Annotated in this window: 22 protein-coding genes; 12 read left to right on the top strand and 10 right to left on the bottom strand. The window is 26.9% G+C overall.

The genetic code is table 11. The features are described 5' to 3' along the window. Positions 1 to 27: 27 nt before the first annotated feature. Entirely contained in the window at positions 28 to 594 is a 567-nt protein-coding gene (locus tag BHYOB78_RS10265; RefSeq protein WP_020064054.1) for an OmpA family protein, read from the bottom strand. 262 nt (positions 595 to 856) lie between these two features. Between BHYOB78_RS10265 and ppdK the strand changes: the two genes are divergently transcribed. Further along, positions 857 to 3844, top strand: a complete 2988-nt coding sequence (ppdK, locus tag BHYOB78_RS10260) for a pyruvate, phosphate dikinase (protein WP_012670714.1) — start codon at positions 857 to 859, stop codon at positions 3842 to 3844. 140 nt (positions 3845 to 3984) lie between these two features. Here ppdK and selD read toward each other — a convergent pair whose 3' ends face one another. Next, positions 3985 to 5061 carry a selenide, water dikinase SelD gene (gene selD, locus BHYOB78_RS10255; RefSeq protein WP_020064053.1) on the bottom strand — a complete coding sequence of 359 codons (1077 nt, stop codon included), beginning with the start codon at positions 5059 to 5061 and terminating at the stop codon, positions 3985 to 3987. Between the two features lie 336 nt (positions 5062 to 5397). On the opposite strand from selD, the gene BHYOB78_RS10250 reads away from it, so the two are divergent. The 3 genes from BHYOB78_RS10250 (at position 5398) to BHYOB78_RS10240 (ending at position 8521) form a co-directional block, all read left to right on the top strand. Further along, on the top strand, positions 5398 to 5829 hold the full coding sequence (locus BHYOB78_RS10250) for a PepSY-like domain-containing protein (RefSeq protein ID WP_020064052.1): 432 nt from the start codon (positions 5398 to 5400) through the stop codon (positions 5827 to 5829). 247 nt (positions 5830 to 6076) lie between these two features. After that, entirely contained in the window at positions 6077 to 7081 is a 1005-nt protein-coding gene (locus tag BHYOB78_RS10245; protein WP_020064051.1) for a C45 family autoproteolytic acyltransferase/hydrolase, read from the top strand. A 48-nt stretch (positions 7082 to 7129) separates the two neighbouring features. After that, complete coding sequence (locus BHYOB78_RS10240) at positions 7130 to 8521, top strand: DUF4132 domain-containing protein (RefSeq protein WP_020064050.1); 1392 nt, start codon at positions 7130 to 7132, stop codon at positions 8519 to 8521. Between the two features lie 355 nt (positions 8522 to 8876). Here BHYOB78_RS10240 and BHYOB78_RS10235 read toward each other — a convergent pair whose 3' ends face one another. Then, positions 8877 to 9626, bottom strand: coding sequence for an SDR family oxidoreductase (locus tag BHYOB78_RS10235; RefSeq protein ID WP_020064049.1), 750 nt, complete (start codon positions 9624 to 9626; stop codon positions 8877 to 8879). 173 nt (positions 9627 to 9799) lie between these two features. On the opposite strand from BHYOB78_RS10235, the gene BHYOB78_RS10230 reads away from it, so the two are divergent. From BHYOB78_RS10230 to BHYOB78_RS10215, 4 genes are all read left to right on the top strand, one after another. Next, positions 9800 to 10450, top strand: a complete 651-nt coding sequence (locus BHYOB78_RS10230) for an amino acid ABC transporter permease (protein WP_012670708.1) — start codon at positions 9800 to 9802, stop codon at positions 10448 to 10450. Beyond that, the gene (locus tag BHYOB78_RS10225) at positions 10434 to 11216 is read left to right on the top strand and encodes an amino acid ABC transporter ATP-binding protein (RefSeq protein WP_012670707.1); all 783 of its coding nucleotides are present in this window, start codon (positions 10434 to 10436) and stop codon (positions 11214 to 11216) included. The genes BHYOB78_RS10230 and BHYOB78_RS10225 overlap by 17 nt, the downstream gene beginning before the upstream one ends. A gap of 249 nt (positions 11217 to 11465) precedes the next feature. After that, on the top strand, positions 11466 to 12305 hold the full coding sequence (locus tag BHYOB78_RS10220; RefSeq protein ID WP_012670706.1) for an amino acid ABC transporter substrate-binding protein: 840 nt from the start codon (positions 11466 to 11468) through the stop codon (positions 12303 to 12305). A gap of 41 nt (positions 12306 to 12346) precedes the next feature. Then, on the top strand, positions 12347 to 13210 hold the full coding sequence (locus tag BHYOB78_RS10215) for an amino acid ABC transporter substrate-binding protein (protein ID WP_020064048.1): 864 nt from the start codon (positions 12347 to 12349) through the stop codon (positions 13208 to 13210). Positions 13211 to 13283: 73 nt separating this feature from the next. On the opposite strand, the gene BHYOB78_RS10210 is transcribed toward BHYOB78_RS10215, so the two are convergent. From BHYOB78_RS10210 to aroE, 3 genes are all read right to left on the bottom strand, one after another. Further along, the gene (locus BHYOB78_RS10210; protein ID WP_020064047.1) at positions 13284 to 14117 is read right to left on the bottom strand and encodes a leucine-rich repeat domain-containing protein; all 834 of its coding nucleotides are present in this window, start codon (positions 14115 to 14117) and stop codon (positions 13284 to 13286) included. Positions 14118 to 14190: 73 nt separating this feature from the next. Further along, positions 14191 to 14949 carry a type I 3-dehydroquinate dehydratase gene (gene aroD / locus BHYOB78_RS10205; protein ID WP_020064046.1) on the bottom strand — a complete coding sequence of 253 codons (759 nt, stop codon included), beginning with the start codon at positions 14947 to 14949 and terminating at the stop codon, positions 14191 to 14193. Positions 14950 to 14987: 38 nt separating this feature from the next. Next, positions 14988 to 15839 (bottom strand): shikimate dehydrogenase, encoded by an 852-nt coding sequence (gene aroE, locus BHYOB78_RS10200; RefSeq protein WP_028331293.1) that lies wholly within the window; start codon positions 15837 to 15839, stop codon positions 14988 to 14990. Positions 15840 to 16040: 201 nt separating this feature from the next. Here aroE and BHYOB78_RS10195 point away from each other — a divergent pair, with 201 nt between their 5' ends. The 4 genes from BHYOB78_RS10195 to BHYOB78_RS10180 all read left to right on the top strand — a co-directional run bounded on the left by BHYOB78_RS10195 (position 16041) and on the right by BHYOB78_RS10180 (position 19541). After that, positions 16041 to 16424, top strand: a complete 384-nt coding sequence (locus tag BHYOB78_RS10195; RefSeq protein WP_014487148.1) for a RidA family protein — start codon at positions 16041 to 16043, stop codon at positions 16422 to 16424. A gap of 126 nt (positions 16425 to 16550) precedes the next feature. Then, entirely contained in the window at positions 16551 to 17408 is an 858-nt protein-coding gene (locus BHYOB78_RS10190) for a DUF368 domain-containing protein (protein WP_020064045.1), read from the top strand. A 155-nt stretch (positions 17409 to 17563) separates the two neighbouring features. Beyond that, positions 17564 to 18484 (top strand): tetratricopeptide repeat protein, encoded by a 921-nt coding sequence (locus BHYOB78_RS10185; RefSeq protein WP_020064044.1) that lies wholly within the window; start codon positions 17564 to 17566, stop codon positions 18482 to 18484. A gap of 16 nt (positions 18485 to 18500) precedes the next feature. Then, complete coding sequence (locus tag BHYOB78_RS10180) at positions 18501 to 19541, top strand: tetratricopeptide repeat protein (RefSeq protein WP_020064043.1); 1041 nt, start codon at positions 18501 to 18503, stop codon at positions 19539 to 19541. On the opposite strand, the gene BHYOB78_RS10175 is transcribed toward BHYOB78_RS10180, so the two are convergent. From BHYOB78_RS10175 to cdaA, 4 genes are read right to left on the bottom strand one after another with little or no spacing between them, the layout of a single operon-like run. After that, entirely contained in the window at positions 19538 to 20083 is a 546-nt protein-coding gene (locus BHYOB78_RS10175) for a Gx transporter family protein (RefSeq protein WP_012670697.1), read from the bottom strand. The genes BHYOB78_RS10180 and BHYOB78_RS10175 overlap by 4 nt on opposite strands. An 8-nt stretch (positions 20084 to 20091) precedes the next feature. After that, positions 20092 to 20454, bottom strand: a complete 363-nt coding sequence (locus BHYOB78_RS10170) for a NusG domain II-containing protein (protein WP_012670696.1) — start codon at positions 20452 to 20454, stop codon at positions 20092 to 20094. Between the two features lie 16 nt (positions 20455 to 20470). Next, positions 20471 to 21481: a CdaR family protein gene (locus BHYOB78_RS10165; protein WP_020064042.1), complete on the bottom strand. Its 1011-nt coding sequence runs from the start codon at positions 21479 to 21481 to the stop codon at positions 20471 to 20473. Continuing rightward, positions 21478 to 22260, bottom strand: a complete 783-nt coding sequence (gene cdaA, locus BHYOB78_RS10160; protein ID WP_012670694.1) for a diadenylate cyclase CdaA — start codon at positions 22258 to 22260, stop codon at positions 21478 to 21480. The genes BHYOB78_RS10165 and cdaA overlap by 4 nt, the downstream gene beginning before the upstream one ends. Between the last annotated feature and the right edge of the window lie 65 nt (positions 22261 to 22325).

The raw sequence follows: 22325 nt of genomic DNA, 5'->3' as shown, positions 1-22325 counted from the left end.
TAAAGGATATTTTTATAAAAAATATCATTATTTCGACATTATCAAATTATTTATATAATTAGTATATACATTCATATCATTACTATTTTCTATTAAAATAAATTCAACTCTTCTATTTTCTTCAATTTTTTTATATTCGCTTAGTAAATCCTGAAGCCCATAATTGGTTAATTTATTTACAACGCCATTTGTTATAGCTACATATACATTATAAGCTCTTTTATATGATAAATCATCAATATCTTTTCTATTATATAAAAATAATATATCCTTTTTATCATATCCGTTAGTTATTTTTTTTTCTTCATCACTACTTATATGCCCTTCTATAATAATCATCATAATATTAGTGCTTTTACTTAGATTTCCTACATATTGAACAGTTTTTAAATATTTATTTAAATCTAATTCTGAGCTGTTAAAATCGAACAATATATTTTTAGGTACTATTAAAACTTTTCCTCTTTCTGTAGTTTTGTATTTATATTTGTATTTTATTTCTTTTGGTTTTTTATAAGTTGATATTACTATTGCTCCGTAAGTATTCAAAGCTATTAATAGCAGAGCAAAGAGTATATTTATTTTTTTCAGCATATTTTAATTTTCCTTTTTACATCAAATAATTATACAATATATAAAAAAAATTTAAATATTTTTTTGTTATTAGATTAAAATGCAAAAATGAAAATTGATTAATAATTCAATGCTTAATTTTATTTCAAAAATTAATTAAAGATAAAAAAAATTAATGAAATTTTTACAATAAAATTGACAATAAGAAAAATAACATTATACTATATAATAAGTAATGACTTAAAGTTTATATAAATATTTTATTTTTAGAGGAGAGTTTATTATGGCATCAAAAAAGATGGTTTACTTCTTTGGTAATGGTAAATCTGAAGGCGCTAAAGAAACAAAAGCTCTTTTAGGAGGTAAAGGTTTAGGACTTGCACAAATGACAGAAAGTAAAGTGCCTGTACCTGCTGGATTTACAATAACTACAGAGGTTTGTGATTATTATTCAAAAAACAAATCATATCCTAAAGGTTTAGAAAAGATAGTAGATGAAAACATCAAAAAGCTGGAAAAGGCTATGAATATGAAATTTGGTGATGTTAATAAGCCTTTGCTTGTTTCAGTTCGTTCTGGAGCTGCTATATCCATGCCTGGTATGATGGATACTATTCTTAACCTAGGTATTAATGAAAAAGTAGTAGAAGGACTCGTAGCAAAAACTAATAATCCTAGATTTGCTTGGGATGCTTATAGAAGATTCATACAGATGTTCGGCGATGTTGCTATGGGTGTTGATCATGATAAATTTGAAGAAATATTAGATGAAAGAAAAAAAGCTATAGCACCTAAAGTTGGAAAACCTGAAAAAGAGGTTAAAGATACTGACTTAGATGTTGATGATTTAAAAGTAGTAGTAGAAAAATATAAAGCTATGTATAAAGAAGAGAAGGGAGAAGAATTCCCTGAAGATCCTAAAGTACAATTATGGCATGCTATTAATGCTGTATTCAGAAGCTGGAATAACCCAAGAGCTGAAGCATACAGAAAATTAAATGACATAAGAGGACTTTTAGGTACTGCTGTAAACGTTCAGGCTATGGTATTCGGTAATATGGGAAATACTTCTGCTACAGGTGTATGTTTCTCTCGTAACCCTTCTACTGGTGAAAATAAATTCTATGGCGAGTTCTTAATTAATGCTCAAGGTGAAGACGTTGTTGCTGGTATTAGAACTCCTCAGGAAATTACATTAGAAGGCAGTTTAGAATGGGCTAAAAATAACAATATTAGCGAAGAAGAAAGAAAGGCTAAATATCCTTCTCTTGAAGAAGTTATGCCTTCTGTTTATAAACAATTAGTAAGTTATAAAAATCAATTAGAAAAATATTACAGCGATATGCAGGATATGGAGTTTACTATACAGGAAGGTAAGCTTTATATGCTTCAAACTCGTAATGGTAAAAGAACTGCTGCTGCTGCTGTAAGGATAGCTGTTGAACTTGCTGAAGCTAAAATAATTTCTAAAGAAGAAGCTATAATGAGAGTAAATCCTTCTGATTTGGATCAATTACTTCACCCAATGTTCGATCCTACTGCTAAAAAAGGAGCTAAAGTTCTTGCTAAAGGATTGAATGCTTCTCCTGGTGCTGCTGTTGGTAAAGTAGTATTTGCTGCTGACAGAGCTGAAGCTATGAAAGAGGCAGGAGAACAATCTATACTTGTTCGTATAGAGACTAGCCCTGAAGATATTAAAGGTATGAACGCTGCTGAAGGTATATTAACAGCAAGAGGCGGTTCTACTTCACATGCTGCTGTTGTTGCACGCGGTATGGGTAAATGCTGTGTTGCTGGATGTAGTGCTTTAGAAATAGACTATGCTAATAAATGCATGAAAGTAGGTGACGATACAGTTAATGAAGGTGATTATATTTCTATAGATGGTTCTACTGGTGAAGTTATGTTAGGACAAGTTGCTACTAAAGAAGCTGAAATGTCTGAAGACTTCAAAAAACTTATGCAATGGGCTGATGAAAAGAGAAAAGAAAAGAAATTCGAAGTTCATACTAATGCTGATACTCCTAATGATGCACAAATTGCTAGAAAATTCGGTGCTGAAGGTATAGGACTTTGCAGAACTGAGCATATGTTCTTCAATGCTGACAGAATTAAGAGTGTAAGACAGCTTATACTTGTTGCTGAAGAAGTTAAGCAGTTAAAAGAAAAATTAGAAGCTGCTGAAAAAATCGGCGATAAGAAAACTATAGAAGAAATTGAACCTTTATATAAAGAGCCTAGAAAACTTTATGATGATGCTTTAGACAGCATTCTTCCTATGCAAAGAGAAGACTTCATCGGAATATTTACTGCTATGAATGGATATCCTGTAACAGTAAGACTTCTTGATCCACCTTTGCATGAATTCATTCCTCATGAAGATTCTCAATTACAAGAACTTTCTAATGAAATGAATGTTCCTTTTGAGAAACTTAGAGCTATTAGAGATAGTTTACATGAATTCAACCCAATGCTTGGACATAGAGGCTGCCGTCTTGGTATTACTTATCCTGAAATCTATGATATGCAGGCTAGAGCTATCATTGAGGCTGCTGTTAAAGTTAAGAAAAACGGTGTAGATGTTCATCCTGAAATAATGATTCCTCTTGTAGGTACTTTAAAAGAACTTAAAATGATAAAGGAAAGAATCATTAAAATAGCTGATGAAGTATTTGAAAAAGAAGGTTCTAAAGTTGATTATAAAGTTGGTACTATGATAGAAGTTCCTAGAGCTGCTTTAGTTGCCGACAAAATCGCTACAGAAGCTGAATTCTTCTCATTCGGTACTAATGACTTAACTCAAATGGGAGGCGGTTTCTCAAGAGATGATGCTGGTAAATTCTTGAAAGACTATGTTAATAAAGAGATATACGAAAAAGATCCATTCCAATCATTGGATCAGGAAGGTATAGGAGAGCTTTTGAGAATTGGTGTTACTAAAGGTAGAGCTGCTAATAAAAAACTTACTGTTGGTATCTGCGGTGAGCATGGAGGAGATCCTGCTACAGTTATGTTCTGCTACAGCATAGGACTTAACTATGTAAGCTGTTCACCTTATAGAGTACCTATAGCAAGACTTGCTGCTGCTCAGGGAATAATAGGTTCTAAACCAGCTAAAAAAGCTGCTGCTAAGAAACCAGCTGCTAAAAAAGCTGCTGCTAAAACTGCATCTGCAAAAAAACCAGCTGCTAAAAAAACAGCTTCTAAAGTAACAGCTGCTAAAAAAGCTACTGCTAAAAAAGCACCTGCTAAAAAAACAAGCAAAAAATAATAGATAAAATATTTATATAAATGAATTTTTAAAGGGCTTTACTTTATATAAAGTTAAGCCCTATTTTTTATTATTTATATATGTTTTATATACACATATATAAATTAGTAATTTTAGATATACTTAGAATTATTATTTTTTTATTTTATTAAATGTATGTATTCTTTTTCTTTATTTTTAACTTTTCCTATTATACATGCACAGTCAATACCTTCACGCCATAAATCAGCTAGTATGTTTTCTGCATTACTTTTATCAGCACATATAAATAAACCGCCTGAAGTTTGAGGATCGAAAGAAAGCATTTTTAAATTGTAATCAACATTATCATCTACTTTGATATTGTCTCCTACATAACGCATATTAGTAAAAGCAGCTCCAGGTATACAGCCCATATCAAGCACTTCATAAGTTTTATTAAACATAGGCAATGCTGACGATTGAATCTCTATAGTTACATTGCTTGCTTTAGCCATTTTATAAGCATGTCCTATGAGTCCGAATCCTGTTATATCAGTGGCACATTTAACATTATATTTATTCATAACAGCACATGCTTTTTTATTTAATGTTTTCATAGATTCAAAAACATCTTCTATATGAGATTCTTTTATGAGTCCCTGTCTCATAGCAGCCAAACAAGCACCTGTTCCTAGAGGTTTTGTAAATATTATAATGTCTCCTTCTTTAGCAGCTGCATTTGTAGTTATTTTATTAGGATTAGCAAAACCTATAACAGCCATTCCGTATTTTACTGATGCATCTGTTATGGTATGTCCTCCTACAACCAATACTCCGGCTTCTGTGGCTTTATCCTGTCCGCCTTTAAGCATATTAGCTAATATATTTAAAGAATCATCTTTTGGAAACATAGTGATATTCAATGCTAATTTAGGTTCTCCTCCCATAGCATAAATATCGCTGATTGAATTGCATGCAGCTATTTGTCCGAATCCATAAGGGTCTGCTATAACAGGAGGGAAATAATCCACTGTAAATATTAAAGCGTTATCATCTGAAATCTTATAAACTCCTGCATCATCACCTATATCAACATCAGAGAGTAGGTTAGAGTCTACTTTTGTTTGGATTAATGGTGCTAGAGTTTTTTCAAGTAAATCAGGCGGAATTTTAGCAGAACATCCTCCTTCCAAAGCACATGATAATAATTCGATTTGTTCTTTTTTTTCTTCCGTATTATTTGTAATATTTGACATAATAAACACCTATAAATTAATTTTTGCAATGAATAGAATATATACTATACAATGAAAAATTCAAATATTTTATTTAAATAATGTTTTTTAATAGTTTATATTATATTTAATTATCTATAAAAGTAAATTTTTTTTACTTTATTTAGGTTGTAGAAAATATATATGTTGTATTTGTGTTGTAATATGTGTTAAAATATATATTTTAGGTAAATTTTTTGTAAATTAAATGTAAAATATATTGACAAATATCTGATTTAGGTTATACTTATAATTGTAAAGATAATTTACATAGTTGCTAACAACAATCAAATATTTATAAATTAAAGGAGATTTACTATGACTAAAAAATTATTCGCTTTATTAATAACTTTAACTATAATTTCTACTTCAAGTGCTTTTGCTGATTGGGTTGTTCCTGCTTCTTCACTTCCTCAAAATGCTAGAAGCTTCATACAGCAGATTTATCCTAATGTACAAATATGGAAAGTGGAAAGAGATGACGGAAAATTTGAAGTAAAATTATCAAATGGTGCTAAAATAGACTTTTTATACAATGGTGATTGGCATAGCATAGATGGTGAGTATAATGCTGTACCTTTCAATGCTTTACCTGCTAATATAGCAAACACTATAAAAAATACTTATCCTCAGGCTGCTGTAATAGATGTAGAAAAAGAATGGGGCAATTACAAAGTTAAATTAAATAACTTTATGGAATTATTTATAACAGCTGATGGACAGTTAATGGGACAGAAATTCGACGATTAATTACAAATATATTATGAGATTATTTAATGAAAAATACTAAATAAATAGAGGGAGCTAAAAAATGCTTCCTCTTTTTTTGTATAAATAAAGAAGCATTAATATATTTTGATAGTTTTATTTTGCCGCACGACCATACCCAATTAATTTTTAATATTAAAAAATTTTTATTCATATTTACTTAAAATTTTTATTATGCTAGCCTTTATATAATTGTGTAATTATATAAATAATATAAGGAGTATATCAAATGTATCATTCAAGATTTAAAGGCAGTCATTATGAGGCAGGACTTAAATATGGTAAATTGCTTTCTAAAAATAATACTAATCCATTAGAAAAAATAAAAATATCAAATGAGAGAAAAAATTTTGCTAATAAATGCATGCCTATATATAATAAATTTTTCCCTGAAATAATAGAGGAGATAAAAGGATTATCTGACGGATTAAATACGAATGATAATATAAAAATAGATTATAAAGATATATGCGATTTTTTATTCACGATATATGCATTTACTTTTGATAATAAATGTTCGTCTTTTGCTTTCAAAACAGATGAAGATATAATACTTACCAAAAACAGTGATTTTTTAAAAGATATAGAAGACTATTGCGACAGCATATATTATAAATTAGATGATTCATATTCATTTATAGGAAATACTACTGCATTCATAGAAATTGAAGATGGTATAAATGAAAAAGGACTTGCTGCAGCATTAACTTTTGTTTATCCTACAATAATAGATTATGGATTCAATGCAGGAATGATAATAAGATATATTTTAGAGAAATGCTCTGCTGTTGATGAGGCTTTAGAGTTTTTAAAAAATATTCCTATTTCATCGGCACAGAATATAGTATTAGCAGATAGAAACGGAGATATTGCATTGATAGAATGTAATTGCAGAAATATAGAAATAATAAAAAATGATTATGTGTTTATATCGAATCATTTTATAAGCAAGTCTATGAAAGAATATAATACTGATATTGAAGATGATATTCATTCACATGAAAGATATATTACTATGGAGAAAGCATTTAAAAATTATGATTATGATTTAGACTTTGCCAAAAAACTTATTTCAGGGGAATATGGTTTTTTATGTCAATATGATAGGAAGCTTAATTTTGATACCGTTTGGTCTTCTATATATTCAATAAAAAATAAAAAAATATATATAGCTGAAGGAAATCCATCAAGAAAGAAATTCAAAGAAGATAAGAGATTGAAATTTGATTATTGATTTTATTTTCTAAATAATATATTTTGTATAAAAATATTTTAGAGGTTTATGATAGTGCTTTCATTAGAAGAAATTAACAACATAGTAGAAAAAAATTATAATAAAAAATTCGATAAAACAACTTCATTTATAGATGATTCTATAATATCGAATGTTTTTATAAAAGATAAAAGTGCCGTAGTTTCAAGTAAAGTGATAAGATATATTTTGGGTGAATATTTAGATATAAAAGAGGCTTACAGATTAAGAAATGCTGATATGATAGGTAATTCTTTAGATAGTGAAAGTTTAAGCGAAGCACTTGAGAATGTATATAAACATTGGGATGAAAATAATAAAACTAAATCAATACTTTATCCTTACTGCATATTTGCAAATAATATACAGCTTGATAATTTGTACAAAAGAGCGGTATCTATTGCAAGCGGAAGATTCAAATTAGCATGTTCTATGTTGGAAGCTATTGCTTTAAGCGGAACAAAAAAAGGTTTAGCATTATTATATGAAGCTTCAAGAAAATTCAAACAGGCTAGTGTTAAAAATACTTGCTCCTTTATTATAGAAGATATAACTAAAAAATTAGGTATAAGTAAAGAGACTTTTGCTGATAAGATTATACCAGATTTTGATTTTGATAAAAACGGAATTAGAATAATAGAAAGCGATAATAAAAAATATAAAATAACATTGAAGTCTGATTTTACAATATCAATATTCGATGAAATAAAAAATAAAGAATACAAAACATTACCGAAAGATTTTCCTCAAATTCCTAAAAAAGAATTAACAAAATTAAAAAGCGAAATAAATAAAATGCTTAAAACTCAGACTGAACGTTTGCAGTTGGTATTAATGGACGGCAGAAAATGGACATTAAATGAATGGAAAGAAATATTTTTTGACAATCCTTTTATGAGGGCTTTTGCTGTTAAACTTATTTGGGGAGTATATGATAAAGATAATAATTTATTAACTACTTTCAGATATATGGAGGACGGCTCATTCAATAATGCTGATGATGAGGAAATGAATATAGAAGATAATGCTTTAATAACATTATTAAGTCCTATGGAAACTAATAAAGAACTGATAGAAAAATGGAAAAGTCAGCTTTCAGATTACGATATAATTCAGCCTTTCAATCAATTATCCTTAGAAACAAAAGAAGATTTAATTTCTAGGATACCCAAAAAGGCAAAAGCAGGAAGCATTAAAAATACCGCATTGAAATTGGGTATGGATAAAGTAAATGACGGAGGATTTATAAGTTTTTACTTTTTATATGATTATTATAATAAATCTGTAGTATCAATAGAAACTCCAAATCTTTATTATGCTTCAAGCACCACAGATGAAATTGATATTAAAATAAAATTCAAAAATGCTGATGAGAGATTTGAATATGGAGCTTATCTTATATTATCTGATTATCTAAAATAAATTTTTAAATTTAAATATCGCTTGGGCGGGTATGCTTTTTCAAATAAAGATTTAAAATTAATTAAAATTATAATTTAAAAAATAAGTGGCAAAAAATAAAGGGCGGGGTATGTAAATATATTTTTTGCCTATTTTAAAACCCACCCTCTAGGCTTTTTAAATTTATCCGTTATTTTTATATTATATTTTTTATAATTCATTTCTGTAATTTTAGCTGCCCACCCAATATTTTTTTTAATTGTTAATCTGCATACCGCACGAGTAATTAAATTATATATTTAGATTAATTATTATAAGATTCTAATTATATATAAAATTTTACTAATCGTGCGTTTAAATAAATTTTTGAATATAATTAAATATCTAATTTCCAGCCTTCATCATTGTGATATATCATAAGTTTTGTCATACCTCCGTCTACAGTGATATTTTCTCCGTTTATAAAATCATTATTACAAAGAAACCAAGCGGTACTAGCTATATCAGAAGTTTTTCCAACCTTTGCACTAGGATGCTGAAGTATATCCTCTTTGCTGAATGAGGCATCATCAATGGTATTAATCCAACCCGGACTTATGGAATTAACTCTCACTTTATGAGATAAACTTATAGCCATCGCATGAGTTAAAGCTATAATAGCACCTTTGGCAGCACTGTAGCTTTCACTGTCTTTTTGAGACATAAAAGCTCTTGTGGAAGCTATATTTATTATGCAGGCTTTTTCATTGAAATTATTCATAAGATTTTTTGTAATCTCATAAGGAGCAGCAGCACCTATTTTGAAAATTTCCAAAAAATCATCATAACTACAATTACTTAAAAGACCTTTGTTTGAATAGCATGCATTATTTATTAAGTAATCTACATTGCCAAATTTTTCTATTATTTTGTCAGTGAATGATTTTATAGATTTTTCATTGTCTATGTTGTCATTTATAAATAGGCATTCTCTGCCCATATATTTTATTTGTTTTTGTAGTTTTAAACCGTTTTCATTATCTTTATCAATAAATGCTATATCGCAGTTGTTTTTTGCAAATAATAATGCAATTTCCTTTCCTATACCGTTTGATGCTCCTGTTATAATACAAATTTTACTTGACATCATAAAACTCCTAATATATTTGTTGTTTATCTTCATTATACATAATAATAATTAATATTAAAAGAATAAATATGTAAGTATTTTTTTATGAATTATCTTTTATTATTGATATTTTTACAAATAACATTATAATGCTATCTTAGTAACTAAAAAATGATTATTGGTTGTATTTTATGGATTATGTAATATCTACTACTTTATATTTGCTTAAGGGAACATATACTACTTTATCTCTTTATTTTGTAACAGCAATATTTTCCCTTCCATTATCTATGCTATTTGCAGCATTACAGTTTAGCTCTCCTAAATTTGTGAGATACATTTTTGATATATATGCTTGGATATTTAGAGGCACCCCTTTAATACTTCAGCTTATATTCTTTTATTACGGACTTCCTCTCATGACTAATAATATGATAGCCTTTCCTGCATTTACATCAGCAGCAATAACTTTTGTACTTAATTATTCAGCCTATCTTATGGAAATATTCAGAGCTGGTATTGAAAGTATAGAAAAAGGTCAGTATGAGGCAGGCTTTGCACTTAATTTGAGTTACAGACAGATTATGACAAGAATCATTCTTCCTCAGGCTGTAAGAAGAGTTCTTCCTCCTCTTTCTAATGAAGCTATTAATTTGATAAAAGATACTGCTTTGGTTATAGTTTTAGGAATAGGAGATTTAATGCTTCATGCAAGACAAATACTTACAAGGGATTATAAATTACTTCCTTTTTTAATAGCAGCTATTATATATTTATTATTTACTTCTATACTTGTGTTTGTATTCAGACAATTGGAGAAAAAGTATGTCATCAGAAACTAAAGAAACTAATTTAAAAGTTGTAAATATAAAAAAACATTATAAAGGAACTCCTGCCATAAATGGAGTATCATTTACAGTTAATAAAGGTGATATACTTTCTATTATAGGGCCTTCAGGAGCTGGAAAAAGTTCGCTTTTAAGAAATATTATACAGATAGAACATCCTGATTACGGAGAGGTTTATATAGATAATGAAGTTCTATTTTGTAAGAGAGAAGGTGAGAAGGCACTTGATATAAGTCATGCAGATTTTATGAAGAGGAAAGAAAAAATAGGTATGATATTTCAGCATTTTAATTTATTTCCTCATAAAACAGCCTTAGAAAATATTATAGAAGCACCTGTTATAGTGAAAAAACAAAATAAAGATGAGGCTATAGAAGAAGCATTAAAACTTCTTGATAGTGTAGGACTTAAACATAAAAAAGACAGCTATCCTAATGAATTATCAGGCGGACAGAAGCAGAGAGTTGCTATAGCAAGAGCTTTAGCTATGAAGCCTGAAATACTTCTTTGCGATGAGCCTACTTCAGCATTGGATCCTGAACTTATAGGAGAAGTTCTTACTGTATTAAAAGAGCTTGCTAAAGAAAAAATGACTATGATTGTTGTAAGCCATGAAATAAGTTTTGTACATGAACTTTCTACAAATATCGCTTTTATGGATGCTGGAAAAATTATAGCTATGGATACTTCTGATAATTTTTTTAATAATCAAAGCAATGAAAGAATAAAAGATTTTCTAAATAAAATTTTTCATAAATAATTATTTTGTAAAAGAAATTTAAATAAATTATTAATATATATAATTTTTGTATTGACATTTTTGTAAATAGTATTATAGTATATAGTAATAAAAGCGTGTTATGGAGTTTTTATCATGAATAGTCTTTTTTTGAATTATATCTTTAATGATTCTTTTTCATTCCAACTTCATACCACCTTCGTCCATTAATAAAAAATTCTAATAATTAATTTATCATATTATAAAATCATAAAAAATTAGGAGAAAATTATGAAACGCATATCAAGTATTTTATTATTTATTATTTTTGCATTTATTGTAAGCTGCGGCGGCGGAAACAATACTTCTAGTACTGATACTAACAGTGCAGGAAATGCTACTTCAGCAGAAGATAATTCATTGCAAAAAGTAAAAGATGCAGGAAAATTAGTATTGGGTTTAGATGATACTTTTGCACCAATGGGATTCAGAGATGAAAACGGTGAAGTAGTAGGTTTTGATATTGATTTGGCAAAAGAAGTAGCAAACAGACTCGGTGTAACATTAGAAATAAAGCCAATAGAATGGTCTAGTTCAATATTAAGTCTTAATAAAGGCGATGTAGATGTACTTTGGAATGGCGTTACTATAAATGAAGCTAGAAAACAACAAATTAATTTTTCAAAACCTTATCTTAATAATAAATTAGTAATAGTAAAAGCTTCTGATGATAATACTATTAATTCTAAAGATGATTTGTCAGGAAAAGTATTAGGTGTTCAGGTTGGAAGTAATGATGAAGCATTAACTGCTGATCCTTCAAGTAAGAATGCTAAAGAGATTAGAAGATATGATGTTAATGTTAATGCTTTCTTAGATTTACAGGCTAAAAGAATAGATGCTGTTGTTATAGATGAAGTTGCAGCTCAGTATTATATAGCTGAGAAAAAAGCTCCTTTTGTTGTTGTAGAAAATAGTCCTTTAACAGAAGAATTATATGGTATAGGTTTTAGAAAATCAGATGCTAAACTTTTAGCAGAGGTTGATAGAATATTAGATGAGATGAGAGCTGATGGTACAGCTGCTAAAATATCTGAGAAGTGGTTTGCTAAGGATATAGTATTAAAATAATATTTATTATTTTAGGCTTATAGTTTTTTATAGGAGAACAAATGAAATTCATATTAAAGTTGTCAGTTATATCGTTGATGTTATTGCTAATAGGATGCGGAAACTCTCAAAAAAAATCAGAAGAAAATAATAAAACTGATTTAAATAATAAAGTTATTATTGAAGATACACCAGAGATTCAGGAAGATAATTCATTGCAAAGAGTAAAAGATTCAGGAAAATTAGTATTAGGTTTAGATGATACTTTTGCTCCTATGGGATTCAGAGATGAAAATGGGGAAATAGTTGGATTTGATATTGATTTGGCTCATGAAGTTGCTTCTCGTATGGGAGTGGTATTAGAAACTAAGTCTATAGATTGGGGAAAATCTTCATCTATTCTAACTAATAGAGAAATTGATGTCCTTTGGAATGGAGTTAATATAAACAATGAAAGAAAAGTTTATATGAATTTTTCTAAGCCTTATTTAAATAACATGCTTATCATCGTTAAACATAATGATGATGAGACAATTAATTCCATAGATAATTTAGCAGGAAAAATTGTAGGGGTTCAGAAAGGCGGAAATTATGAACAAATAGCCAATCACCCTATAATGTCTAAAATTAAAGAGCTTCGTCAGTATGATGAAAATATTAAAGCATTTACTGATCTTCAGTTGAATAAATTGGATGCATTCATTACAGATGATGTTTTTGCTCAATATTATATTACTGAAAAAAAAGCTCCTTTTACTGTAGTTCATAATACTCCTTTTACTGATGGATTATATGCAATTGGAGTAAATAAATCTGATAAGAAATTATTAGAAGAAATTGACAGAATATTAGATGAGATGAAAGCTGATGGTACAGCTGCTAAAATATCTGAAAAATGGTTTTCTAAAGATATAGTGTTAAAGTAGTCATAAAAATTTATCCATTTTGAAGTGCATATTATTATAGCTATTATAATAATATGCACTTTTTTATATTTTATTATTGATTATTATTTTCTAAATATAAATATTCAATATTTTTTAATCTATGTATTTCATTTTTTATATATGATAAATCTCCCTCTATATAAAGTTTTTTTAAATTTTCTAAAGAATAAAAATTTTCTGCTGCTTTTATTATATGTTTGCTGCTGAAATAAAATTCTTCAAGATTTTTTAGATTTCCTATACATTCATTAATATCATCTAAATTATTATTTTTTAGAGATAAAATTTTTAACTTATATAATTTCTCTATGATTTTTGGTATTTTGCTTATATTATTATTGTTTAAATAGAGTTTTTCTAAATTTTTTAATTTTGATATTTCATCAGGTATATTTTCTATATTATTATTAGATAAGTCCAATTTTTCTAAATTTGTGAGATTAAAAATTTCTTTTGGTATTTCATTTAAATAGTATCTTGAAAGATTTATATTTTTTAATTTCTTTAAATCATATATTTCTTTTGGAAAAGTTTTAAACATGTTATTTGATATATCTATCTCTTCAATATTTTGAAGCAATGATATTTTGTTAGGCAGTTTTTTTAATTTATTAAAACTAGCGTCTATATATTTTAAATTTACTAAGGAGCATATACTATCTGGTATTTCTTCTATTTTATTATTGCATATATCTAAAGTTTCAAGATTTATTAATATATCTATTTCTTTAGGAATATAATTTAATTTTGAAGAGCTTAAATCTAATTTTTTTATATTTAATAATTTGTTTTTGCTGTAATTAATATATTTATTTATATTATTTTTTTTAAAGAAATCATAAATATTATTTAATTTCTTTTCTTTTACTTTATCTATATTTTCCATTTGTTATTCTCCTTTTATTTTATATTAATAATAGGAGATAACTATGACAGATTTTGTCATAAAAAAAATAAAATCAATTTTTTTCGTAAATAGTGTCTAATATATACTTTAATTTCATAGATTCTATTTGTCCAGGAGCAGATGAACGTTTAGCAGAGGCAAAAGTGAGTACAGAACCAAATATTCTGCTTATAATTCCAATGTTACCCATAGATATGGCTATTATAGGGAAATTTTTTATTTCACTTGAAGCGTCCAATAAAGTAATAACATCCTTTTTATTTTTAGGCATATAAGCTACTTTTGCTATATCGCATTTTAATTTTATCATTTTATTGATTCTTGATATTATCTCTCTTTTTGAAGGAGTTTTATTGAAGTCATGATTTGATATTATAGTTTTTATATTATTTGAAGAAGCTGATTTTATTAATTTTTTTATATCATTTTCTTTTAATGTTAATAATTCTAAATCTATTAATTCAAAGCATTTATTTTTTATTATATTATCATATAAATTTATAATGCTTTCATATTTATTATATTTAATATTTCCGCCTTCTTTATTGCTTCTTAAAGTAAATAATATAGGTTTGCTGCTTGATTTTTTTATCTCTTTTGAAAATGATATTATATCTTCAAAATTATCATTATATTTAGATATATCATCTATAAAGAAATCAGCTCTCCATTCTATAATATCAACAGGAAGTTTGCTTATTTCTTTTATATATTTAATTATATCCTTTTCATTTTTCTCAACTACAGATATGCATATTTTTGGAATTCCATCACCCAATTTTATATTTTTTATTTTTACTATATTTTCCATTTCCGCATCCTCAACTATATTAGATTGATTAATAATATCTATTTAAATATAATATTTTTTATATATTCTACAGGCATTTTTTTGTTAGTCCAAAGTTCAAAAGCCAAAGCTCCTTGATATAACAGCATTCCCATTCCATTTATTATTTTACATCCTTCTTCTTCTGCTATTTTTAATAATTTAGTTTTTGCAGGATGGTATATACAATCGCTGACTACAAGATCATTTCTGAAAAATGATTTATCTTCTATAAGAGAAACATCTTCTTTCATACCAACGCTTGTAGCATTTATTAATACATAACTATTTTCTATTTTTGATTTTAATATATTTTTATCTTCTAAAGAATGAAGAGTTATATTACAATTAGTTTTAGAAGCAATATTATCTATAATTTTTTTCTGCTCATTCCAATTAGTATCTCTTTTAAATACATATATTTCTTTAACTCCGTATAATGCAGCCTGAGATATTATAGCAATAGAAGCTCCTCCTGTTCCTAGTATAGTGATGTTTTTATCTTTTATAAATACATTCTCTTCTTCCAATGATTTTATAAAACCTTCTCCGTCTGTACTGTATCCTATAAGTATTCCATTATCATTTACTATTGTATTTACACTTTGTGAAAGTTCTGCTGCTTCAGATATTTTGTCTAAATATTTTATTACTTCTTTTTTATTTGGCATAGACAAATTAACGCCTCTCATATTGAGTGTTTTTATAGAATTTACAGCTTCTTTTAAATTATTTTTATCAACTTCAAAAGCCAAATATGTATAATTAAGATTAAGTTTATTGAATGCTTCATTATGCATAATAGGGGATATACTATGCTTTGAAGGAGATGCGAATAATCCTGTTAGTATAGTTTCAGCGTTTATTTGCATATTTATATCCTTATTATTTTTATGAGTATTATTCTACATAATAATATAATTTTTATTATTGTCAAATATTAATTACATAAATTGTATAAATAAAAAAAAATAGTATATAAATTACTTGATATTTTGTTAAAAAATAATTATAATTAACATAATAAAAAAAATGGAAAAAAATTAAAATTTATATATAAAGGAGATTAATACATGGATAAAAAAATTATTAAAACACACAAAGCACCTCAAGCTATAGGACCTTATTCTCAAGCAGTAAAAAGCGGAAATTTCATTTTTGCATCAGGTCAAATACCTTTGGATCCAGTAAGCGGAGAAATGGCTGAAAATGATATAAAAAAACAAACAGAAAGAGTTATGGAAAATATTAAAGGTCTTTTAGAGTCAGAAAATTTAACTATGGCTAATATTATTAAAACTACTTGTTTCTTAACAGATATGGCTAATTTTGCTGCTTTTAACGAAGTATATGCAAATTATTTTCCAGAAAATCCGCCTGCAAGAAGTACTGTTGCTATAAAAGCTTTACCTAAAGATGCTTTAGTAGAAGTTGAAATAATCGCTGTTATAAGCTGATTTTTATTAATAATAGCCATGAGTATATATATATTCATGGTTATTTTTTTATAATTTTCTTTTATATATTATTCAAATATTTTACCTATCTTTTTATCATATTTAATAAATCTTAAAGAGGAAATAATGAGAAACTACATATCGTATTTTGTTAAAGGAATGGCTATAGGTATTGCCAATGCTATACCTGGTGTATCCGGAGGTACTATTGCATTTGTATTGGGTATATATGAAAAATTAACTTATGCTATATCTATTTTACCTAATGCTTTAATAAAATTAAAATGGGAAGAAATTAAAGAAAGTTTAAAGGTTTTGATTCCTGTTGCTTTGGGAGCTGCTATTTCTATAGTATTATTTTTAAAACTAATAAATTATACATTTACATACTATCCTATACCTACTAGAATATTTTTTGTAGGTTTAATATTAGGTTCTTTTCCATTTATAACTAAAACAGTGGAAGAGTTTAATTTTAAAGTTTTTATAGCGTTTTTTGTAGGTGCTTTTATCATGGCAATATTTGTATATTTTGATATTAATAAGCCTGTAGGAGCAACTACTTATGCAGGAAATTTTTCACTAATTTACGGCATTAAATTATTTTTATGCGGTATAGCTGCTGCTGTTGCTATGGTAATACCTGGAATATCAGGTTCTTTACTATTATTAATACTTGGAGAATATGAAAATATATCGTATTTTATATCTTCATTTGTTGATACTTTTAATTTTAGTCTTCTGCTTCCTTTAATATTTTTAGGCTTTGGTGTTGTGATAGGAATATTCGGAATATCAAAACTAGTAACTATACTGCTTCAAAAATATAAATCTACTTTATTCGGATTTGTTCTTGGTATTATAATAGTATCATTTTTAAGTTTATGGCCTAATATGACAACTATGAGTTTGCCTATGCTTGCTTCCACAGTTATTTCTATGTGTGTTGGTTTCTTGGTTGCCATTGCCATGGAAAAAATATAATTAATTAAATACAGTTCATTATAAGATGATAATAAGCCGGAAAGTCAATTTTTCGGCTTTTTTATTTAAAAAATCGTTTTTTATCATAGATATTCCTTATTAAATTTTATATATTTCATTTCCGAAAATTGAAAAAGCATTTATAGGATTATTGTATGAATAGAGAGAAAAGTAAAAAAAGCGGTATTTATTTATTATTTGCATTTATAAGCATAATATTCTTCTATATATCAATAAATGTATTATATACACAAACTTCCGCTTATTATGATGAAACATTTATAAATAATTTACCTAATGCTGAAAGATTTGTATCTAAAATAAAAATTTCTACATCAAATACGAATAATAATATAGTATTAATAGAATGGGAAGGAATAACAGATGATAATTTAATATATTATGTTTATAGAAGTCAAAATCCCATAATAGGTAAATCTTCATTTTCTAATTCTACTGTAGTCGATTATGTAAAGGCTACTAATGATTCAAAAATGTACGTTATAGCAGATAGTCCTATAATTACTTCTACATACTATTATGCTGTGGTTTCATATATAAATGATTCAGTTTTTTATAACGCTAAAGAAAATATTGATACATCATATTTAGCATTTAATGGTATTACAACAAATAATGTTTTGAATAATAATTTAAAATATAATACAAACATTAATAACAATACAGTAGTTAATAATATTATATATACAAACACAGTTACTGTTACGAATACTATTACATTAACCAATAATATCATTAATAATCCTAAACCATCAGGAAGTGGAAGTATTAATAATAATTCTTCTCAAAGTGAATACAGCAGATATAAAAATCAATACGACAGAGCCTTAGCACAATTTAAATTAAAAAATTATTCTCAGGCAGCTTCTATATTGGAGCCTATATCTAGAAGAAATATAAACAGGAATTTATATTATGATATTAATCTTCTTCTTGGAAAATGTTATAAGTATTTGGGCAGAAAGAAGAATTCATTAGATGTTTTTAATCGTATAAAATCTTATAATACACAAGAAGTTAATTTTTGGATAAATCAAGTTTTGACTGATTTATGATTGGAGTATATGATTTATGAAGACTTATGCAGCAGTTTTGGCATCTGTTATAACTATAGTAGCAATATTGGGTGGAGTATTTATTACAAAAGTATCAGCATTATCATCTCCTGAAAGATATTTCCAAAAAGGAAAAAGAAGTTATGAAATAGAGAACTATCAAGAGGCTATTAATAATTTAAATGAATATTTATCTATAGATAGTAAATCCAGACCAATAAATAATATAGCTGAAGCATATTTTATGGTGGCAGATTCATTGAAAAGATTAAAAAAATATTCTTTGGCAAAAGAGAGACTTGCTAATATAATTAATAATCCGGATTTTTCTCAATATTCTGTAAATGCAATTTTAGCTTATGCTGATATATCAAGATTAGAAAATCATGCAGATCCGTATATAATATCAAAATTGCAGGAAAATTTGCAGACAGGAAATTCAAATTTAACTTCAAAAATAAATGTGCAGTATGGTTATCAATTATTCCTTCAAAAAAAATACGGAGAAGCATTAAGCTATTTTCTAAGATATGACGGTGAATTGGCAGTTTTAGGAAGAGCTAGAGTTTATTTTAATATGAATGAATATGACAGAGCATTTGAAACTTATGAGGATTTCTTAAAATATAATAAAACTAGTATATATTATGATGAAGTTGTAAGAACATATTTAATACAGGTTCCTGCTATGGCTCATAAAACATTCGTAGAAGGTAATTATATAAAGTCAAGAATGTATTATACAAAAATAGCTGAATTATTCCCTAGAACAGAATATGGTGAAGATGCTTTATTTAGAATAGCACAATCATATTACAATGAAAAGAATTATAATAAGGCTTTAGATTATTACAATAGAGTAAGACTTAATAATGTTTATACTTTAGATGCTGAGGCTTTGCTTTATATAGGTTTATCATATTTCAAAGTAGGAAGATACTCAGATTCTTATAAGGTTTTAGATACTTTTATATCAGAATATCCGGCTAACCCTAATGTTTCAAGGGCAAGAGAATATATGCAGGCTTTACAGGAAACTTTACTTGCTATTAATTAATTATTATCAGCATAAGAATCACTTTTTTTAGTATTATTTGTGCATAATAACATAGTGATAATTCCAACTATACTTCCTGTTATTAGTGATAATATAAATACAGGTACTATTAAAAATCTTATATCAGGCAATTTAAATAAATATTTAGATAGAAAGGCCTGAGATAAATTACTTATTAAAGAACCAGCTAAGCTAACCCCTAGAACAGAAAATGTATTTTTGAAATAACTCATAAATTTCATTATTATGATTGATGTTATACCTCCGCATAATCCTAAATAAAATGGAGGTGTTAATATATAAGCAAATGCTAAAGCAACTGAAACATTTTTTATAAATATGAGTAATAATAATTCTCTGAAACTAAATACATCTACAACCATTAATATAATAATAAAAGAAAATCCTATTCTGAAATATGGTATAGGTCTTGGAAACATGTTTTCAACAGCAGCTATGAATGATGATAAAAATGCAAAAAATATTACATCATATATTCTTCTTTTGCCTGTATGAGATTTTATATTTTCTAAAAATACCATAAATATTCCTATTGAACTACAGAATCAATTTCTATATTGTTCTCCATATTTTTTTCGAATCTTATAGATATACCATTAGGCATGCATATTATAGGTGAATTTTTTAGTACACCTGCTTTGATGCATAATTTATCTCTGCAAGGCGAACTTTCAAACATAATTTGATGATTGCTTATAAGTATTTTTGATTCACCTAATAAACCATTAACAGTAATTTCTCTGTCAGTATTTAAATCATATCTAAAAGATTTATCATAAGTATCTATTATTATTTTAGTACTTTTATTTGAAATCAAATTTTTAGCATAAAAAAATGAGAAAATAATTATAAATAAAAATATTAATACATCACCGTATTTTAATCTTTTCATTATTTACTAATTTACCTTATTCGTTAGTTAAGTTGCTTTCATCCGTATTGCTTTCGGATATCTCTCTTTCTATTATTTCAATATCAAAGAATGAAGGTTCTATATCTATAAGTTTTGTATAAATAGGTACATTAGCTTCTACAGATACATTTGAATATATACCGACATTTGTCATATCCCGTAAATCTATATACAATTTAATATCATCAAGTGATAAATTAGCAAGCATTACTTTATTAGCTTCTAAAACTACCTTATCTATTATAAGAGGATTGTGATCATTAATTTTGAATTTTCCATTTAAATTATCTATGCTTATTGCAATATTAGTAAATTCCATTTTATCAAGATTTTTATTAAAAATAATATTGATATTTACTCTTGAAACATCAGATTTGATATTTTTAGGTAAATGTATTCTGGATATAGAAGAATAATCCAAATATTTATCGGATATATCCACATTATAGGTTTTAATTTCATCTATGGATGATATTAAAGCCTTAGGGCCTGATATTATTGTGTTTGAAGGATTTACTATTATATTATCAATTGTAAGTCCGTATGCTGCAGTTCCTATAGTAGGTACTTTTATAGGTACTGTTTTGTATGATAATTCATCTAATATTATAGGTATTTCTCTTGGATTTACTGAAATATTCATCTTAGAATAGTCTATATCACCAGCCAAATTAACTTCATACATATTGCTTCCTATAGCGGCATTTGTGAGATCTATATAGGCACTAAATTCTGTAGGAAGTTCATAAATATTATCTTTAAATCCTTTTAGTGTTATTGTAATATTTTCAGGTATATCATTTGCAATCAATAATCTTGAAGGTATATTTTTTATTTCTATTTTAGTAACATAATCTTTAGTATATTCTTTTTGATATCTTACAAATAGGAATAATAAAAATGACATTAAAAGACATAATAATTTTATTCCTAATCTATTCGTTACACGAGCTAACGCTTTTTTAAAACTAAATTTACTTAAATCTGATGTTTTTTTGCTGCTCATTTTTTAATCTCTAAAAGTTCCCCAAGTCTTTTATCTAATTCTTCTCTATTTAAATTATATTCTAATATACCGTTATGAACAATAGATACACATTGAGTTTCCTCTGAAACTACAATAACTACTGCATCTGTTTGTTCTGAAATACCAAGTGCTGCTCTATGTCTTGTACCTAATCTTCTATTTTTTATTTGAGGCTCTATTTCTGTGAGGGGCAGATATGCACTTGCTGCTGCTATTCTATTTTCCATTATTATTGCAGCTCCATCATGAATAGGGTTATTCTTAAAAAATATAGCTTCTACAAGTTCTATAGATATGTCAGCATTAAGTTTTACCGCTCTGTCTACCAAAGAATGAAGAGATATATTTCTTTGGAAAACTATTAAAGCACCGTATCCTTTATATGATAAGTTGAATGTAGCACTTAATATTTTTTGAATTTGATCTTCATCATATCTGAATGATTTTTTTAAGAAAGCTCTTCCTCCAAGTATTCTTAATGCATGTTTTATCTCGGCTTGGAACAGAACTACTATAGCTATAAGTCCTACTTGGAAAAACTTATCAAATATCCATGATAATGTTGAAAGTCCAAATACTTTTGCTATTAAAGTTATAAAAAATAGTATTATAAAACCTATTGCTATGCTGTAAGCTCTTGTATTATACATGAGCATATATATAATATAAAATAATACAGCAACCAATACTATATCAAGACCATAAAAGAAATATCGCCAACTTGTAGTTGATATAAAATTATTTATTACATAAAGCATCGCTTATCAATTATATCACATATATATAATTTGTAAATATTTCCTATTCAATTATTTATTATTAT

Source organism: Brachyspira hyodysenteriae ATCC 27164 (assembly GCF_001676785.2).
Taxonomy (GTDB): domain Bacteria; phylum Spirochaetota; class Brachyspiria; order Brachyspirales; family Brachyspiraceae; genus Brachyspira; species Brachyspira hyodysenteriae.
The sequence above is the reverse complement of the archived record's forward strand: the minus strand, read 5'-3'. Positions and strand labels throughout refer to the sequence as shown.

Excerpts from the sequence above, each read along its gene's own strand:
- BHYOB78_RS10265 (WP_020064054.1), bottom strand. The coding sequence starts at position 594 with ATGCTGAAAAAAATAAATATACTCTTTGCTCTGCTATTAATAGCTTTG.
- ppdK (WP_012670714.1), top strand. The coding sequence starts at position 857 with ATGGCATCAAAAAAGATGGTTTACTTCTTTGGTAATGGTAAATCTGAA.
- selD (WP_020064053.1), bottom strand. The coding sequence starts at position 5,061 with ATGTCAAATATTACAAATAATACGGAAGAAAAAAAAGAACAAATCGAA.
- BHYOB78_RS10250 (WP_020064052.1), top strand. The coding sequence starts at position 5,398 with ATGACTAAAAAATTATTCGCTTTATTAATAACTTTAACTATAATTTCT.
- BHYOB78_RS10245 (WP_020064051.1), top strand. The coding sequence starts at position 6,077 with ATGTATCATTCAAGATTTAAAGGCAGTCATTATGAGGCAGGACTTAAA.
- BHYOB78_RS10240 (WP_020064050.1), top strand. The coding sequence starts at position 7,130 with ATGATAGTGCTTTCATTAGAAGAAATTAACAACATAGTAGAAAAAAAT.
- BHYOB78_RS10235 (WP_020064049.1), bottom strand. The coding sequence starts at position 9,626 with ATGTCAAGTAAAATTTGTATTATAACAGGAGCATCAAACGGTATAGGA.
- BHYOB78_RS10230 (WP_012670708.1), top strand. The coding sequence starts at position 9,800 with ATGGATTATGTAATATCTACTACTTTATATTTGCTTAAGGGAACATAT.
- BHYOB78_RS10225 (WP_012670707.1), top strand. The coding sequence starts at position 10,434 with ATGTCATCAGAAACTAAAGAAACTAATTTAAAAGTTGTAAATATAAAA.
- BHYOB78_RS10220 (WP_012670706.1), top strand. The coding sequence starts at position 11,466 with ATGAAACGCATATCAAGTATTTTATTATTTATTATTTTTGCATTTATT.
- BHYOB78_RS10215 (WP_020064048.1), top strand. The coding sequence starts at position 12,347 with ATGAAATTCATATTAAAGTTGTCAGTTATATCGTTGATGTTATTGCTA.
- BHYOB78_RS10210 (WP_020064047.1), bottom strand. The coding sequence starts at position 14,117 with ATGGAAAATATAGATAAAGTAAAAGAAAAGAAATTAAATAATATTTAT.
- aroD (WP_020064046.1), bottom strand. The coding sequence starts at position 14,949 with ATGGAAAATATAGTAAAAATAAAAAATATAAAATTGGGTGATGGAATT.
- aroE (WP_028331293.1), bottom strand. The coding sequence starts at position 15,839 with ATGCAAATAAACGCTGAAACTATACTAACAGGATTATTCGCATCTCCT.
- BHYOB78_RS10195 (WP_014487148.1), top strand. The coding sequence starts at position 16,041 with ATGGATAAAAAAATTATTAAAACACACAAAGCACCTCAAGCTATAGGA.
- BHYOB78_RS10190 (WP_020064045.1), top strand. The coding sequence starts at position 16,551 with ATGAGAAACTACATATCGTATTTTGTTAAAGGAATGGCTATAGGTATT.
- BHYOB78_RS10185 (WP_020064044.1), top strand. The coding sequence starts at position 17,564 with ATGAATAGAGAGAAAAGTAAAAAAAGCGGTATTTATTTATTATTTGCA.
- BHYOB78_RS10180 (WP_020064043.1), top strand. The coding sequence starts at position 18,501 with ATGAAGACTTATGCAGCAGTTTTGGCATCTGTTATAACTATAGTAGCA.
- BHYOB78_RS10175 (WP_012670697.1), bottom strand. The coding sequence starts at position 20,083 with ATGGTATTTTTAGAAAATATAAAATCTCATACAGGCAAAAGAAGAATA.
- BHYOB78_RS10170 (WP_012670696.1), bottom strand. The coding sequence starts at position 20,454 with ATGAAAAGATTAAAATACGGTGATGTATTAATATTTTTATTTATAATT.
- BHYOB78_RS10165 (WP_020064042.1), bottom strand. The coding sequence starts at position 21,481 with ATGAGCAGCAAAAAAACATCAGATTTAAGTAAATTTAGTTTTAAAAAA.
- cdaA (WP_012670694.1), bottom strand. The coding sequence starts at position 22,260 with ATGCTTTATGTAATAAATAATTTTATATCAACTACAAGTTGGCGATAT.